We start from the raw sequence: 15,308 nt of genomic DNA on the forward strand, positions 1-15,308 counted from the left end.
TGTTTTTATTAATTATTTATAAAACCTTCTTTCGCCATGATCAACTCCCTGGCTCCATTCCTGGTTGCTGCTGCAATCAGCGTAACAACTGTAGCTGAAGTCGCAATTCTTCCCCCAAACAGCAGTTCAACGCCGACAACTGTTTCCAACGCTCCCACAACCGAATCGCTGGCTGTGGAACACAATGGAAAGAAGCCGGGCAAATCATCAAAAAAGTATAAGAAAAAGATGAGCAAGCAGATGAAGAAGAGGAAGCATCATTAAAGATCACGATGCACTATCGGGGCGATATCGTATAGAGCTGACCCTTTGATGTAGGGAAGGTTGTCAGGTAACTATCTCCCGATTTAGCTATCGTAAACTTCGCTCCTTTCACCTTCACCGGCGCAGATGATCGGATGGTACAGGATTGTCCATCGAGCGATTTGATTGTGGCCGTCTTCAATAGCTTCCTTTCCCAGGAGAGGCTAACTTCGAACGCTCCGCGAGCCCGGAGGCCAGCCACTGAACCAACCGACCATCCATCTGGGAGAGCAGGAAGCAGATGCAGTTCACCCTGATGACTTTGAAGCAGCATCTCAGTCATTCCGGATGTCCCTCCAAAATTTCCATCAATCTGAAATGGAGGATGCGCGTCGAAAAGGTTAGGATATGTTCCTCCGCCATTAGCGTAGTCTGTTCCCTCTACTCCTGTTAACGTCAATTGCTCACGAATCAATTTATGTGCATGGTTGCCGTCCCACAACCGCGCCCACACGTTTATCTTCCAGCCTTTAGACCACCCGGTGCCGCCATCACCGCGAAGCTCCATCGTTCTTCTTACAGCCTTCGCAAGGTCCGGCGTGAGGGCTGGAGTAATTTCATCGGCCGGAAATATTCCATACAAGTGAGAGATATGACGGTGCTGTGGTTCTGCGTCTTCCCAGTCCTTATACCATTCCTGAAGATTACCTTTCGCTCCGATCTGATATGGTAACAGTCGCTGCTTCTTTTCCTTCCATGCTGCTCTCAGATCGGTATCTGTATTCAGCACTTCAGAAGCCCGGATAACATTGTTCAACAAATCACGAATGATAGCCATATCCATCGTGGTTGCAACAGAAACAGTTCCCTTTGAGCCGTCGGCAGTTATGAAAACATTTTCCGGAGAAGTTGAGGGGGCAGTGACGAGATGGCCTTTGCCGTCTTCGATGAGCCAGCTCACGCAAAAAGCTGCACTCCCTTTCATTAACGGATAGGCTACCTGCTCAAGGAACTTCCGATCACCGGTGTACTGATAATGTTCCCAGAGGTGCCGGCTGAGCCAGGCGCCACCCATCGGCCAGTTCGCCCACGAAGGACTTCCACTTACCGGGTTCGTCGCTGCCCATATATCAGTATTGTGATGCAGCGTCCAGCCGTCGAGCCCATAAAAATTTTTGGCCGTCTCAGCACCGGTAACCGCGACGTCTTTAATCAATGACATCAGCGGCAGATGGCACTCGGAAAGATTACACGACTCAGCCATCCAATAGTTCATCTCCGTATTGATGTTCACAGTATAGTTACTGCTCCAGGGAGCTCGCAGATGATGATTCCAGATACCTTGCAAATTGGCAGGACGTCCACCTTCGCGTGAAGAAGAAATCAATAAGTATCTCCCGAATTGAAAGTAGAGCGCTTCAAGTCCAGTATCAGCAGCTCCTTTTGTGTAAGCAAGCAGTCGCTCGTTCGTTGGGAGCTTTACATCTTTGTTGCCATCCAGTATCAGTGATACACGATTGAAAAACGATTGATAATCGGCAACATGGCGTTCACGCAGCGAACTGAAATCTTGAACAGTCGACTGCGTCAGATATTTATTCATCAATGCCTGTTCATCTACACCCTCACTGTCGGGACACTTATCAAACCCATTGAAGCTTGTGGCCGCACTTATATAGATCGTCACTTCTGTAGCATTGTTGACTGAAAGCGAATCGCCGGCAGCAGTTACCTTTCCACCCTTGTTCTTTAATTTTACGCTCCACGCATATCGCATTCCCTTGCATCCGGACACGTCGTTATAAACTACCGGTATCTCCATCGTCTGAAGGTAACTTGGATCCACATGCGACGGTGCCTTTCCTTTGATAGTCATTTCATCACCGGCGGCGGCAACATTATGCTGGAGCTCGCTGGATGCTTTAAGAGTAAGATTAAGTGACGCTTCCTTGCTGGCCGTGATTCTAAGAGCAATCACCTGGTCCGGAGCCGACGAAAAGTATTCACGTGTGTAAATAACATCGCCGACCTGAAAAGTTGTCCGGGCAACAGCATGATTGATATCCAGCTCGCGTTGATAGTTTGTTGCTTCGCCTTTTAGGTTATGCCGTATGTACAAGTCGCCCAAAGAGAGATACGACTCCGTGAAAAGTCCCTGCAGCATTGAGGTCAGTGACTCAGCCTTTTTATAATCCTCTTTAAGCAGTGCTTCGCGAATGCTTCCCAGGTACTGCTTTGCTTTTGGATTCGGGTCGAGGTTAGCGGGGCCACCAGACCATAACGTTGCTTCATTCAATTGCAGATGCTCTTCGGCAACACCACCAAATATCATTGCCCCAAGTCGGCCATTGCCAATTGGCAGCGCTTCATTCCAATTGCTGGCGGACTTCTGATACCAAAGTTTCAATGGAACTTCTTCCTTCTTATTTACTGAAGTTTGGGCAAGTGCTTCCAGCGACAGTGCCAGGAAGAGAATTTGCACAAGAGACGTGCGTAGTGAATTAACAATCACGGATTTATTTGTTTAAGCAGCTTCAAGAAGATTTGTAAACAGGAATGAGTAACTGAATAGCATTAAAAGGTCACTGACAGTGTCACCACTTCATTGGACCGCCGGACCTTGACGGGGATGGTTTGTCCCTTGTCAAACTGACCGAGCGCTTTCATGTAGTCTTCAATATCGGAGATCTTAAGTGTTCCCATCTCAATGATAATGTCTCCCGATTGGATCCCCGCCTTTTGACCGGGACGGCCATCGGAGACGCCATCTACCTTAAGTCCGTTTTCGTTACCCGCATAACTGGGCATTATGCCAAGCGTCACTTTAAACGATGCCCGGCCCGCCGACGATTTGGTACGCGTTTTCAGAAAAGCAAGCTTCGGTTCTGAGTCAAGCACGGAATTAAGGCGGATGATGAGATCGAGCACCTTCGCTTCACCGGATGCATTTATCTTTTCCCAGTCGTCGGATGGCTTATGATAGTCCGAATGGCTGCCTGTAAAAAAGTGAAGGACGGGAATATCCTTGAGGTAAAACGAAGTGTGATCGGAAGGACCGGTCCCTGATGAATCCATTTTAATGATGAGCTCAGGTGATGAAAGATGCTGAAGCAACGGTTGCCATACTGGACTCGTGCCCGTTCCGGTTACAAACACATTTCTTGTAGATCGATCGAGACGGCCAACCATGTCCATGTTGATCATATAGTTAACTTTCTCCAGTTCAACTGCAGGATGTTCGGTAAAATACTTCGACCCAAGCAGGCCTAATTCTTCTCCTGAGAAACAGATAAAGAGAAAATTATTGTTCTCGCGGGTTTTGTTGGTGGAATAATGCCTGGCGAGTTCGAGTACGCCGGCAACCCCGGACGCGTTATCATCGGCTCCGTTATGGATCTTATTCTCGGGATTAGCATCAAGAGAGCTGCCCTGGCCGTCATTACCAAGATGATCATAATGTGCTCCAACTATAATGGTGTTTACGGCTTTGTTATCGAGAAAAGCGATAATGTTATTTGACTCTGCAGGCTTGCCTTCGCCGTGAACACCTTTGTTAAAAGAAAACTTTTGCTGGAATGTCCCCTTGTCACCTTTCGGCTGTAGCCCGAGTTTTTTAAAAGCTGATGAAATGAATGCGGCGGTGTTCTGCTCTCCTTCCGATCCGGCTGCCCTGCCTTCATTTCGGTCATCAGCCAGCCATTTGATGTCATTCAAAACGCGGACGCTATCCGTTTGTGCCTGAGGTACTGCCTGCGCATGCGTTACTGAAAATACGCATGTCATAAACAGAACCAGACATTGGTTTAACATGACGTGGGATGATAAGCGGTATCCTGTAGCCATTTACCAGAGGGGACAATATGAATTGAAAATAAGACGTGCTTTCATGTAGTGGTCAATGACGGGAGAATTATTCCGCCGTTGAAAATTGTGTAAAAAATACTCAATCCGTTCAGGACTTCATTGATTTATCTCGCAACTCTCTCAGCAGGGCACTGTAAATGAAGCATTTAATCAAGGAAATCTAAAATTGGAGGCAAAATTGTTGGCCTCGATGCTACAGGCTGTTATTGACATCGGGACTTAACGATAGAATATGCTTCGTGATCTTACCGTCGCTAAAGGGCTACGCCCTGCATTGGCAATTTGTGCTGTGTTATTTTCTCTCATTCATGGTTACGGACAGGGGACGTCCGTCGGCATATACGCTACGCTGTCTGAATATGATGGCGATCTGAATGGCAACAAACATCAATTCTATCAATTCAAGACCAACAAAGTTGGAGCTGCTATTTCGTTTCAGCAATACATCAATCCGTCATTCAACATCGTAGAGAAGCTGTCATTTAATCAGCTTCGCTATCAGTCCGACGACCATCAAACAGGTTTTGATGGCGATTTCTACGGCCTTAATGTTAAGCTGAAATACAAGTTTAACAACGGATACATCTTCAAAGAAAATGCCGTCGTAGCTCCTTTCCTCGTTGCCGGAGGGGGCGTGCAATATGTGTTTACCGACCAGTACAACGGTGTGAATAGTGGTCCGATCATGGACGGCGGGCTCATCGGAAATGTAGCGGCAGGCGCGGGAATCCTGTTTCAGTTGAATGAGCGTCTGGGCATTGAAGTGGGTAGCACTTTGAACATGCCTCTCGACGATACCTGGGATGATGTTGATAACGGCTATGACGATTTCTACCTGCAACATAATGCAGGTCTCGTATTCAAACTTCGCAAGCCTTCGGATGCTGACAAAGATGGTGTCTCTGATAAAAAGGACAAATGTCCCAATACCCCATCAAGTGCCCAGGTCGATGAAAAAGGATGCCCTGTTGACGGCGACAAGGATGGCGTACCGGACTATATTGATAAATGCCCATCGCTTTCCGGAAAACAAAATCTTGAAGGATGTCCTGATAAAGACAACGACAATGTCGCCGATCAGGATGATAAGTGTCCGGATGTCAAGGGTGTTGAGCAATTTGGAGGATGTCCTGACAGCGATAACGATGGAGTTGAGGATTCGAAAGACAAGTGCCCTAATCAGGCCGGCCTGAGTCAATTTGATGGCTGCCCGGATACTGACGGTGATGGCGTACAGGATGGAGAGGATCAATGTCCCGATACGCCCAAGGGAGTTCGCGTCAACGCTACCGGCTGTGCGATGGATTCTGATAGTGACGGAGTACCCGATACTCAGGACAGATGTCCTACTTCGAAAGGCGATCCTGCAAACAACGGTTGCCCTGTGGTAAAGGAAGAAGTCAAGAAGCGTCTCAATTTTGCCATGCGCGGTATACAGTTCGAAACTGCGAAAGCAACACTCAAGGCATCATCGTATCCAATGCTTGATGAGATTGTGAGCATCATGGGTGAATACACCGACTATAATCTGAGGATGGGAGGACATACCGATTCGAATGGCAGCAACGCAACGAATCTTAAACTATCGCAGGCACGCGTTGATGCTGTAAAGGATTATCTCACACGCAAAGGTGTTGATCCGGCACGTATCGAGGCCACGGGTTATGGGGAAGAGCAGCCCATTGCCACCAACAAGACCGCAGCAGGTCGCGCGCAAAACAGACGTGTAACACTTGAGCTCGTACTGAAGAATCCTTAGGCAATAGAGAAGGCGTTCTTAGAAATCGATAAGAACTTACGAGAGGCAAAAAAAGAGGTGTTCCCGTTTTGCAGGAACACCAAACCAACAGACGTGCAAACGGCCATCTATTCCGGAGCCGCTACTATATCCGCTACCACCACCGGCCATACTCCGGGCTTAGGCACGCTCACACCTTTATTGTCTCCTCTGTTTGCATCATTACCAAAGTAATATAAAGGCCAGCCTTTATAAGTGAGTTGTGTATTACCCATGACGGTGATTGTTCCGAAGAGGGTCTTATCAAGCGTCGATGGAACACTGCCCATGGTCCCTCCATAGATAGGCCAGTTCGCATCGTGAGCGCCATCACCAGTGGTAAAGTTGTTATCATTCTTTTTGTCTTGAATAAACCCATATACGGTTCGCCCCTTCGCATCAACAAAGTATTTCACTTTTGCATCACCTTCAGTGTAGTCGCCTTTATAGTGCTTACCGTCCAGGCCGATCAATTGAGCATTTGCAATCATAAACGTGTAGTCAGTCTTTGCCACGAACCATATTCCACCGACAGCTTCACCTGTTGTTTGACCTGCGGCTTCTCGTACGCCACTTGGTGCATAGTAGTAAAGTGGCCAGCCTTTGTAAGTTGTTTGGGTACCAACTACACTAAAGTCATCGATCGATAACCCTTCACCCAGATTTGCTGCCGCCAAACTTCCTGCACTGTAAACGGGCCAGTTTGTTGCACAACCGCCCGTGCAGGTATTCTGCCCGGCAACATCATTTGAGAAAAAATACAATGTATTTCCGTCGGCGTCGGTGAGATACTTACCAAGCGTGGCACTTGTTCCCAGTTTAACCTTTACCGGTTCTGTGGGTGTTCCCGAACTGCCATCGTCGTCATCACTGCAACCGGTTGCCAGCACACAAGCTGCCACAGCAAATACGGCAACCAGCAGTTTTGTAAGAGAATAGGTTTTTTCGTTTTTCATAGCGTATGTAAAAAGTTGGTTATTATCTGATTTCAAAAAGGAAACTCACTCAGCATCTCTTTAATCATTCGCCTCCACCTTTGAACGAAAATTCTAACGTGACCTCTACCCGCTCCGCAATGTTCTGCCACATCAATCGGGGTATTTCAACTTTATAATCTTTCAGCTCAACCATGAATTTGGATGACATTGAAAGCCCATTATCCGTTTTGGTGATTTGTCCAGGTACGTTGATGTCGCGGGTGACACCGTGAATGGTCAACTTGCCCTGCGCTGTTACATTTTGCTGAGTGGCAACTTCCGGATTGAATCCAACAATCCGTCCCTGAAATGTCGACTTCGGATATTTCTCGCTCTCGAGGTATTTTTCATTGAAGTGCTCCTGCATCAATGACTTGGCAAACTGAAACTGATTAATAGGAACAACGAAGGCGATAGAACCAGAACCCGCATCAAACAATCCGGTAGGTTTTTCATTTGTAGCAGTGATGTCCTCTATCGCTGCGTCGGAGAAGAACTTAACAAAGCCACGATCCAACATGAACTTCTGTCCATAGGCACTGCCGGCGACAAAAATCAACGCAATCAGTCTGATGCTGCTCATAAACATATTTCTTTAAGGCGCGGGCAATACACATCCACTCCCCCTATTCAGGGCGATTTGCCTCTACCGTTTTTTAGTTGCATTACTTAGCGGATCTTCACCGCGAGACCCAACATAGCGGCAACTTGCATTCGCAATCCAGAGCCACATTCAAGCGAGTGTGCAAGTTGCCCTATGAGTTGGTATGTTCTAGTCCTGAGTCCTTAGTCCTGATTCCTAAGTCCTTAGTCCTGAGTCCTTAGTCCTTAGTTTGGTTCATGGTTCTTAGTCCTAAGTATTTAGTAGATATTAATCCGTTCGGGTTAAGTCATTAATTCCGGTGGTCACTAGTCCCAAAAATCACTAGCCCAATACCACTGAGCCAGCATCACCACTACTCAGGACTCAGGACTAAAGACTCAGGACTACCTTATCCAGTACTTTACTGATACAAAAACACCCGCACTCACCAGGTTCACTTTACCTGCCCCTATTCCCTTCATAGGCGCTTTCAAAAAGGGCTCGCCCTGAACAAACCATCTTTTCCCCACCTGATGCTGAATTCCGGTCGACAGGTTCAGCATGCTAAACCATTCATTGTTTTCATGCGAATAGCTCTCGACGTATTCGTAATCTTTATTGTTATGAGTAACCGTGTACACGTATTCCTCATTCAGCATGATATAGGACGAGGATCCGACAGTGACAAACAAGCTCGTTTTGCGTCCGGGCAGCATGTAATAAGTTACATTCAAAGGGATGTCCAGTATTCGGCAATCACCATTGAGCATTTTGGCATGAAGCGGATAGCCACCACCCTGATTATAAGTCTTTGAAGGGTTCTCCTGATCATAGAGCTTCTTAGACCAGATTGCCCCTGTGCTTATGCCGAACCTTGGTGATAAACCATACTCTACCATAGGACCAAAATTAACCCCGGTCTTACCCGCGCTTCCATAATCAATGGAGCTGAAGTCCGGCGAGATGGCAAGCTTCACAAACAATGGATGCCGCGCCGTTGACTGAGAGACTACTACGGTTCCCGGCGACCTCAGCTTCAGACCCTTTGCCTGCAACTCGGGCTCTGCAAATAGGGGATCCGTTGAAGGCGTGTTTATCGCCACAGCTGATGCGGTTACAAAGCTTCCTTCTTGCGGTCCCGCTTTTCCATTATTCACGCCCGATGCCCCGTCATTGCTTGAATGTTCTGCAGTTCCCGAATTTATCTTCGCCGAAGGTGTCCCTGCAGCCTGTCCGGCAACAACACCAGCTGTTCCTGCCGCCGCTGCGCCAGTAATGCCAGAAGCGTTTGAATGATCCGCCTTGTTCGGTCGTCCAGTCCGCGCGTTCCCCGCCCCGGCAATACTTTGTTCTCCTGCTACACGTTTATCTCCCGATACATCGTGCTGTTTGGCAGAGGCCGAAGTGCTTTTCGCATTGGCACCTTTATCAGCTTGTCTTCCCTTTGTGGCAGTGCTGGCTACTTCTGCGTCGCTGGCCTGATCAACCGGAGCATTGGCATCATTCTGTTTCTCAGTTGCAGGGTCGCTGCTATTTTTTGAATCATCGCCCCTACCTACTGCATCATTACCACTATCCACACCACCACTTCCAGCTATATCATTACCATTGCTACTACCTTGTGTAACGCTACCATTGCTTTTACCACTTCCAACGACACCTTCATCACTGCTGACTGCATCATCATTATTAATCGTCTTATCACCAGCGCCTGTCAATCCCGTTGGCTCAGCCTGCTGCAGTTGCTCCACCTTGGGCACGAGCGACGCCTGATCTGATCTGCCTGACTTAAAGTCTTCCGGCACCACGAAGCTGTACAGTAGCAATAATACCAGCATCGAGTACAACGAAATATTCCTTGCACGTGCATCGCGTTCGGCGGCCTCCAGCCGGTGCTGCATGTCTTCCCAATCACCCTGTTGTTGCTCGGGTGAGATCCTGTTGGCGGCTTGCTGGAACAGGTGGTCGAATTCCTGATCAGTCATCTTAGGCATACCGCTTCATGTTATTTTTCTTAAACGCAGCCTTCAGATGTTCCCGCGCTTTGAACAGATTTGACTTGGATGTTCCTACCGAAATATCCAACTGGCTGGCAATCTCTTCGTGCGTATAACCATCGATCACATACAGGTTAAACACCGCGCGATAAGCGGGTGAAAGTTCCTGAACCATAGCAATCAACTCCTCATAAGACAGCTCGTTCAAAGCGTCTGCTTCGTTCGATGCTATCCACGTTACAGAATCGTCGACTTCCTTTACTTTGTAATGTTTGTTGTGCTTCCTATGGTGATCTATGGCCGCATTGATCATAATCCTGCGTAGCCATGACTTGAATGAAGCGTTCACGTCCCTCGTCCCCAACCGCATAAAAATCTTCATAAACCCGTCATTCAAAATCTCCCTCGATTCTTCGCGTGTCTTGGAATAGCGCAGACATATGCTCGCAGCGTATCCGTAGAAGTGCTGGTAAAGCATCTTTTGCGATTCCCGGTCGCCGCGAAGGCAACCCTCAATCATCTTGTTCAAATGAGATGGATCTTCCAAAGAATCCGGGATTTTTGATTGCCGAGACGCGCAAGCCCGAAAAAGGGTTGCCCGTCCGCAAAACAATTATCTAAACTCAATTTACAGGTTAATTCAGTGCCGTTTTTCACATTTTTGGCGACATCGGGCAGTGGTGGAATCGAATCCATCTCGCAACATATTGTAGCCGCCATTCCTCAATAAGCCAAATCACCGAACGTTTTCCTGCGGTATTGGCGCGATCTGCCAAACGGCATTGTTTTTAATTAATCAAATCCAAAGCTCACGGGTAACTGAAAAAGCAATGGAATTTGAACGCTGGACTGGATTGATTCTCAAAAAGCTGCAGGGGTGGCTTCAAATGTTCATTAAGATGCTCCCCAACATGGTCATCGCGGCACTGGTTCTCGTCGTGGTGTACTTTATTGCAAAGCTGGTAAGGCGCATTTCTTACAGAATTTCACTGCGCATTTCTCATAGCGATTCAGTGGCAAGTGTGGTCTCTGTTGTATTGCAGACGCTCATCATGACTTTTGGGTTGGCTACTGCATTGAGCATACTCAACCTGTCTCAGGCGGTTTCTTCGATCCTCGCAGGCGTAGGTATCATCGGCCTCGCTCTGGGTTTTGCCTTCCAGGATCTGTCATCGAACTTTATATCCGGGCTGTTCATGGCTTTCAAGCGACCATTTGAAATTGGAGACAAAGTTGAAACCAATGCTTTTATCGGCACTATAAAGGAAATCAAGCTGAGGGCTACGACCATTACAACCACAGCCGGGCTTCACGTGATCATTCCGAATAAAGATATTTTTCAAAAGCCGATTATTAATTATTCCCGTTCAGATCAACGACGCGTAGAACTCGACTTTATCATAATGAATACAACCGATCTTGAATACGCCGAATCGGTAGTACGTGATGCGATCACAGCTGCAGCCTACGCTCAGGATGTCGAGGTATATTATTCAGCTGTAGAGGATCCTAAGATCAAGCTTACCATTTCATACCACATCGACAACGCCGAAGCTCATGGGTTCAAAAACCACCGCCATCAAACTATTGTCGCCGTATATAAAGCACTGGCCGACCATGGTATTGTGAAGGTAAGCGTTCCGGAAAAAGCTGATGCCGGCGCCTGAACTTAAACGTCTCTTTTCTGTGGCCACAGACCCTGAAGCTTCCGAAGGAACATGATCTGCCCGGTGTGATAACTGTCGTGTGAGGCAAGGCTCAGGAGCTGGCCACCTATTGGTGCTTCGGGCAACGGCTTATCAAGATCAGCATCTGAAAACGTCAATACCTTTTCCCTTATAACGGCCTGTATATACGCCAGGTGTGATAACCGCGCCTGCCACTCGCTCTCTGTGGTTCCGATGCCGCGCTGAAAAGTCTGCTCATTGTCCGTAATCGCCGGTTCAAAGACTATGCCTTCGAGACGGCTTACGAAGCGGTCTTTGTAGCAGATGAGGTGATTTAGAAGTTCCCATACGTTGTGTGCATCTTGATGCGGACGCCACAACGCTCCCTCAGCGTGCATGTTCTCCAACGCATCCTTCAAAGGCGGGTGCCAGCCCTCAACATCATAGCTCGTATCCCATAGATGCAGGATGATGGCTTTACGATTCATAGCAATAACATTTTATCCCTGAATGTACTTCTAATTTTTGAATTAAATTGACAGTACGAACCGGATGCAATGAGCCAACCAATCCATAAAGTGGTGACGTGTTTTATAGTAGTGATGCTCTGGCAATCCGAAGCCCTAGTTCGTGCGCAGAATTCCTCCTCCCCTTCTATTAAATTACAAAATACCTCTGCAAGCGCTGAGCTGAGGTCTCATAACATTATTACGAATTCTATTGGGATGGAATTCGTACCTGTTCCCGCCGGAAGGTTCATCATCGGTGCTTTTAATCCTCCCTATCCGGTTCCCGATGATACCGTTAAGGGAGCGAAAAGGCCTATTAACATGTACATGGGAGATGGACGAGGTTATAACTCTGTTGAGTTTGATCTAGCCAGAACGTTAGCCATGCGCGACAAACGCAATGGCTTTACGGTTAAAATAAAGAAGTCGTTTTATCTTGGTAAATATGAAGTCACACAACTTCAATGGAAAAAGATCATGGGCACCAATCCTTCGACATTTAAGGAGAACGGAGACAATCGTCCAGTGGAAAATGTATCCTGGAGCGACGCGCAAGCATTTTTGATCAGGCTTAACGAGCTTGACTCAAAATATAAGTACAGGCTGCCAACAGAATTTGAATGGGAATATGCAGCCCGGGCTGGCGCAACTGATGACATTCCATGGTCTGTGATTGAAAAAACTGCTAATCTGAATAAGTCACACACTACGCCCGTTGGCGAGAAGGCACCAAATGCATGGGGATTGTTTGACATGCTTGGCAATGTCTGGGAATGGACCAATGATTACTATAACGAAAAGCTATTTGCCGATCCGCAGCCGCCTAAGCGCGGTGATGAACATGTATTAAAGGGGGCTTCTTTTGCGGGCGATGTGAAGAATGCAACCTATATGACACATGCAGCAGGACCCGGCAACGGTTGGGATGTGGGTTTCAGAATCGTTCTTGAGCAGAAATGAAAAAGCCAGTGAACATATCGAACCGGATAGCTGCATTTTTTTTAGTAGTGTGTTCATTGGTTGCTTCTGCTCAGTCTTCAACGAATAATAATGAACAGCATTCACGAGGTGCTGATGCTCAATATCTGGAAGTTGCTGACCACCGGCGTGAAGGCTTTGTGCCACTCTTCAATGCCCGCGATCTTTCAGGCTGGCATGTAAGCCGGACATCGCACCAGGGAACCACTCCCAATTTCTTTGTGAAGGATAGCGCAATCATTGTTAATCAGCGGCCATACGGACAGGGAGGTGTGCTTCTCACAAACAAAAAGTATAGTGCCTTCGAGCTCCACATCGAAGTAAAGATCGACTCATTCTGTAATGGTGGAATCTTCCTTCGTTCCACAGAAAGTGGTCAGGCTTATCAAATTGAGCTAGCGATACCAGGAGGCAATGGCTCTTTATATGGAGAAGCAATGGCCATCAGCAAATCGGTGAAGGCAGAGAATGTCGAACGCGTTTGGAAGCCCGGCGATTGGAATGCGCTTCGCATCCGCATGACCGGCGAGGTGCCAAGGGTTGCGCTATGGATTAATGGCACCTTCATGTGGGAAGTCACGCAGCCGAAGAACGACTTTACTGCCGGCGCCACGTCAGGAATGATTGGACTTCAGTCACATTGGTCCGCCACATATCAGGGTTTACCCGGTGGCTTCAACATGCCAGGCGCCTGGAGGCCCGGTGCAGCACATCGCTTCAGAAACGCGTACATCAAGGAACTCGACTAGTTCGAAGTAATTTTCTTGCTCTATTCGTATAGCTTCCCATCTTTTGCGGACTAGTATTTGCTTTGTACCGGCATAAATAGATTTTTTCGCCTCTCATGTCAGCTTTTTGTAGAGTCTGGCTGCTGGGTCTGATTGTAATAATGATATCATCAGGCACTGCGCTTGGCCAGTTTAATGATTCGATTAATCACTATATCTATATCGGTTCTACCGGTTCTTTCAGCAAAACAAACGATTTAGCTTCGTATGTGCTGTCGAACAACTTCAAATTTGCCATCAGCAAAAAGAAGCTTTCATTCAATACGGTTAATAGCTGGGTGTACGGGGAGCAGTCTGACGTAAAAAGCAATAACGACTTTTCAAGCCTCATCGAATTCGATTTCCTGAAGAAACAAAAGCGCCTCTATTACTGGGGTAACGGTACCTTCGACAAGAGCTATTCCCTGAAAATCGACTTCCGGTATCAGGCCGGGGCCGGTCTCGGTCTTAATATTTCCCAGACACCAAACCTGGTTCTGAACGTTACCGAAGGTCTCATTTATGAAACCGGTAGTATGATTGACAAAGACCTGGGCGAAAGAGATTACGACGTCTGGCGAAACTCGGCGCGATTCAAATACCGATGGGTCATGAAGGATATGATCATTCTGGATGGATTCGTTCTATACCAGCCGTCCATCTCCACGCGTCATGATACTATTTTCAAAACCTCCACGACATTGTCGATAAAGGTGAGGAAGTGGCTAAGTCTGTCGTCCGCGTTAACATATAACGAGATCACGCTAACCGACCGACGAAATCTTATCGTAACTTACGGTGTGATTATGGAGCGCTTCTTCTAAATGCCTGCACAGGGACCGAACTGGACACAATTCTGGAAAGCGGAACGGCATGCATTTGACGACGTTATGCGACTTGCCACGCGTTATTTTGCAGATCGGTTCTGTTCTGCTTTCGCAGTCTCAAATAAGACCCGCGTTTTCGACTACGGCTGCGGCCCTGGCTTCCTTGCCGATGAACTCATTCCTAAGGGACTCATCTTTTCCGGAGCCGATATCAATTCCTATTTTATCGAACGATGTTCAGCGAATCATCCTGACGCGAACTTCTTCTGCGTCAATGCCGATGCACAGAGCAACACATCGATACTTCAGCAACATTTAAAAGGGCCTGCTGACTTCATCATACTCCTGAGCATTGCTCAATATCTGTCGTCTCCCGGGGATCTTGAGAAAATTATTGCTTCGCTACGACCTCATCTTTCAGCTGAAGGACAAATCATTATCGCTGATGTGGTGGATGAACACACTCGTTCCTACCGCGATGCACTTTCCCTGCTAGCCCACGCGATAAAAAGCGGCAAAGCAGGTGCCTTCCTGCGGTTTATGAATTATGTATTGCGATCAGAATATGCTCGGATAGCTAAAAACAACCAGTTGTTACTTATTCCACAGACCTTTGTTGAACAGATGGCGGGGCGGCTGGGCTACACATGCCGGCAAATGAAAGGGCTTACCTTTCATCCAACCCGAAAAAACTATATCCTTCAAACAAAGGATTGATTACTCCGACATTCCATCTTCCTGATTCACCATGAACATGGCCGTTGGTACAAAACGCTTGAACAGGTCATCTTTCACCTTCTCATCTGCATCGAGAGCACCGATGGCCTTTGCCATACACGAAAGCCAGGCGACAGCATCTTCCTGTCCGATGGGATGAGGCATGTGTCGCGCCCTTAGCTGCGGGTGACCGTACCGTTGGCTATATAAGGGTGGTCCTCCGAGAAACTGAGTCAGAAATAGCCTTTGCTTCTCCTTGATCAATTCCTTATCAGTTTTAAACAAATGACTGATCTGAGGATGCTGAAACACAAGATCGTAGAACTTGTCAACCAGAATGGCTATCCGCTCTTCTCCCAATTGTTCGTACAATGTTTCCAATGTGGACATGACACAAAATTA

Annotated in this window: 15 protein-coding genes; 7 read left to right on the forward strand and 8 right to left on the reverse strand. The window is 47.4% G+C overall.

What is annotated here, in order from left to right:
- Nucleotides 1–36 precede the first annotated feature (36 nt).
- Nucleotides 37–264, forward strand: a complete 228-nt coding sequence (locus WBG78_RS21995) for a hypothetical protein (RefSeq protein WP_337328651.1) — start codon at nucleotides 37–39, stop codon at nucleotides 262–264.
- A gap of 13 nt (nucleotides 265–277) precedes the next feature.
- On the opposite strand, the gene WBG78_RS22000 is transcribed toward WBG78_RS21995, so the two are convergent.
- Both WBG78_RS22000 and WBG78_RS22005 read right to left on the reverse strand, forming a co-directional pair.
- Nucleotides 278–2,755, reverse strand: a complete 2,478-nt coding sequence (locus tag WBG78_RS22000; RefSeq protein WP_337328652.1) for a glycoside hydrolase family 95 protein — start codon at nucleotides 2,753–2,755, stop codon at nucleotides 278–280.
- Between the two features lie 62 nt (nucleotides 2,756–2,817).
- Nucleotides 2,818–4,026, reverse strand: a complete 1,209-nt coding sequence (locus WBG78_RS22005) for a M20/M25/M40 family metallo-hydrolase (RefSeq protein WP_337328653.1) — start codon at nucleotides 4,024–4,026, stop codon at nucleotides 2,818–2,820.
- Nucleotides 4,027–4,339: 313 nt separating this feature from the next.
- Here WBG78_RS22005 and WBG78_RS22010 point away from each other — a divergent pair, with 313 nt between their 5' ends.
- A complete protein-coding gene (locus tag WBG78_RS22010; protein WP_337328654.1) occupies nucleotides 4,340–5,866 on the forward strand; it encodes an OmpA family protein in 1,527 nt (508 codons plus the stop codon).
- A 107-nt stretch (nucleotides 5,867–5,973) separates the two neighbouring features.
- Here the strand turns inward: WBG78_RS22010 and WBG78_RS22015 are convergent, their stop codons facing one another.
- The 4 genes from WBG78_RS22015 to WBG78_RS22030 all read right to left on the reverse strand — a co-directional run bounded on the left by WBG78_RS22015 (nucleotide 5,974) and on the right by WBG78_RS22030 (nucleotide 9,988).
- Entirely contained in the window at nucleotides 5,974–6,840 is an 867-nt protein-coding gene (locus WBG78_RS22015; protein WP_337328655.1) for a COG4315 family predicted lipoprotein, read from the reverse strand.
- A gap of 64 nt (nucleotides 6,841–6,904) precedes the next feature.
- Nucleotides 6,905–7,444 (reverse strand): YceI family protein, encoded by a 540-nt coding sequence (locus WBG78_RS22020; RefSeq protein WP_337328656.1) that lies wholly within the window; start codon nucleotides 7,442–7,444, stop codon nucleotides 6,905–6,907.
- 404 nt (nucleotides 7,445–7,848) lie between these two features.
- Entirely contained in the window at nucleotides 7,849–9,438 is a 1,590-nt protein-coding gene (locus tag WBG78_RS22025) for an outer membrane beta-barrel protein (RefSeq protein WP_337328657.1), read from the reverse strand.
- The gene (locus WBG78_RS22030; RefSeq protein WP_337328658.1) at nucleotides 9,431–9,988 is read right to left on the reverse strand and encodes an RNA polymerase sigma factor; all 558 of its coding nucleotides are present in this window, start codon (nucleotides 9,986–9,988) and stop codon (nucleotides 9,431–9,433) included. Before WBG78_RS22030 ends, WBG78_RS22025 begins: the two co-directional genes overlap by 8 nt.
- A 283-nt stretch (nucleotides 9,989–10,271) precedes the next feature.
- Between WBG78_RS22030 and WBG78_RS22035 the strand changes: the two genes are divergently transcribed.
- Nucleotides 10,272–11,108, forward strand: coding sequence for a mechanosensitive ion channel family protein (locus WBG78_RS22035; protein WP_337328659.1), 837 nt, complete (start codon nucleotides 10,272–10,274; stop codon nucleotides 11,106–11,108).
- Between the two features lie 2 nt (nucleotides 11,109–11,110).
- Here the strand turns inward: WBG78_RS22035 and WBG78_RS22040 are convergent, their stop codons facing one another.
- Entirely contained in the window at nucleotides 11,111–11,596 is a 486-nt protein-coding gene (locus WBG78_RS22040; RefSeq protein WP_337328660.1) for a DinB family protein, read from the reverse strand.
- Nucleotides 11,597–11,833: 237 nt separating this feature from the next.
- Here WBG78_RS22040 and WBG78_RS22045 point away from each other — a divergent pair, with 237 nt between their 5' ends.
- The 4 genes from WBG78_RS22045 (at nucleotide 11,834) to WBG78_RS22060 (ending at nucleotide 14,906) form a co-directional block, all read left to right on the forward strand.
- Nucleotides 11,834–12,577, forward strand: a complete 744-nt coding sequence (locus WBG78_RS22045) for a formylglycine-generating enzyme family protein (protein WP_337328661.1) — start codon at nucleotides 11,834–11,836, stop codon at nucleotides 12,575–12,577.
- A complete protein-coding gene (locus WBG78_RS22050) occupies nucleotides 12,574–13,344 on the forward strand; it encodes a 3-keto-disaccharide hydrolase (RefSeq protein WP_337328662.1) in 771 nt (256 codons plus the stop codon). Before WBG78_RS22045 ends, WBG78_RS22050 begins: the two co-directional genes overlap by 4 nt.
- Nucleotides 13,345–13,484: 140 nt before the next feature.
- Nucleotides 13,485–14,186, forward strand: coding sequence for a DUF481 domain-containing protein (locus WBG78_RS22055; RefSeq protein ID WP_337328663.1), 702 nt, complete (start codon nucleotides 13,485–13,487; stop codon nucleotides 14,184–14,186).
- Complete coding sequence (locus WBG78_RS22060; protein ID WP_337328664.1) at nucleotides 14,187–14,906, forward strand: class I SAM-dependent methyltransferase; 720 nt, start codon at nucleotides 14,187–14,189, stop codon at nucleotides 14,904–14,906.
- On the opposite strand, the gene WBG78_RS22065 is transcribed toward WBG78_RS22060, so the two are convergent.
- On the reverse strand, nucleotides 14,907–15,296 hold the full coding sequence (locus tag WBG78_RS22065) for a globin domain-containing protein (protein ID WP_337328665.1): 390 nt from the start codon (nucleotides 15,294–15,296) through the stop codon (nucleotides 14,907–14,909).
- Nucleotides 15,297–15,308 lie beyond the last annotated feature (12 nt).

The sequence above is a fragment of the Chryseolinea sp. T2 genome (assembly GCF_037203685.1).
Taxonomy (GTDB): Bacteria; Bacteroidota; Bacteroidia; order Cytophagales; family Cyclobacteriaceae; genus Chryseolinea.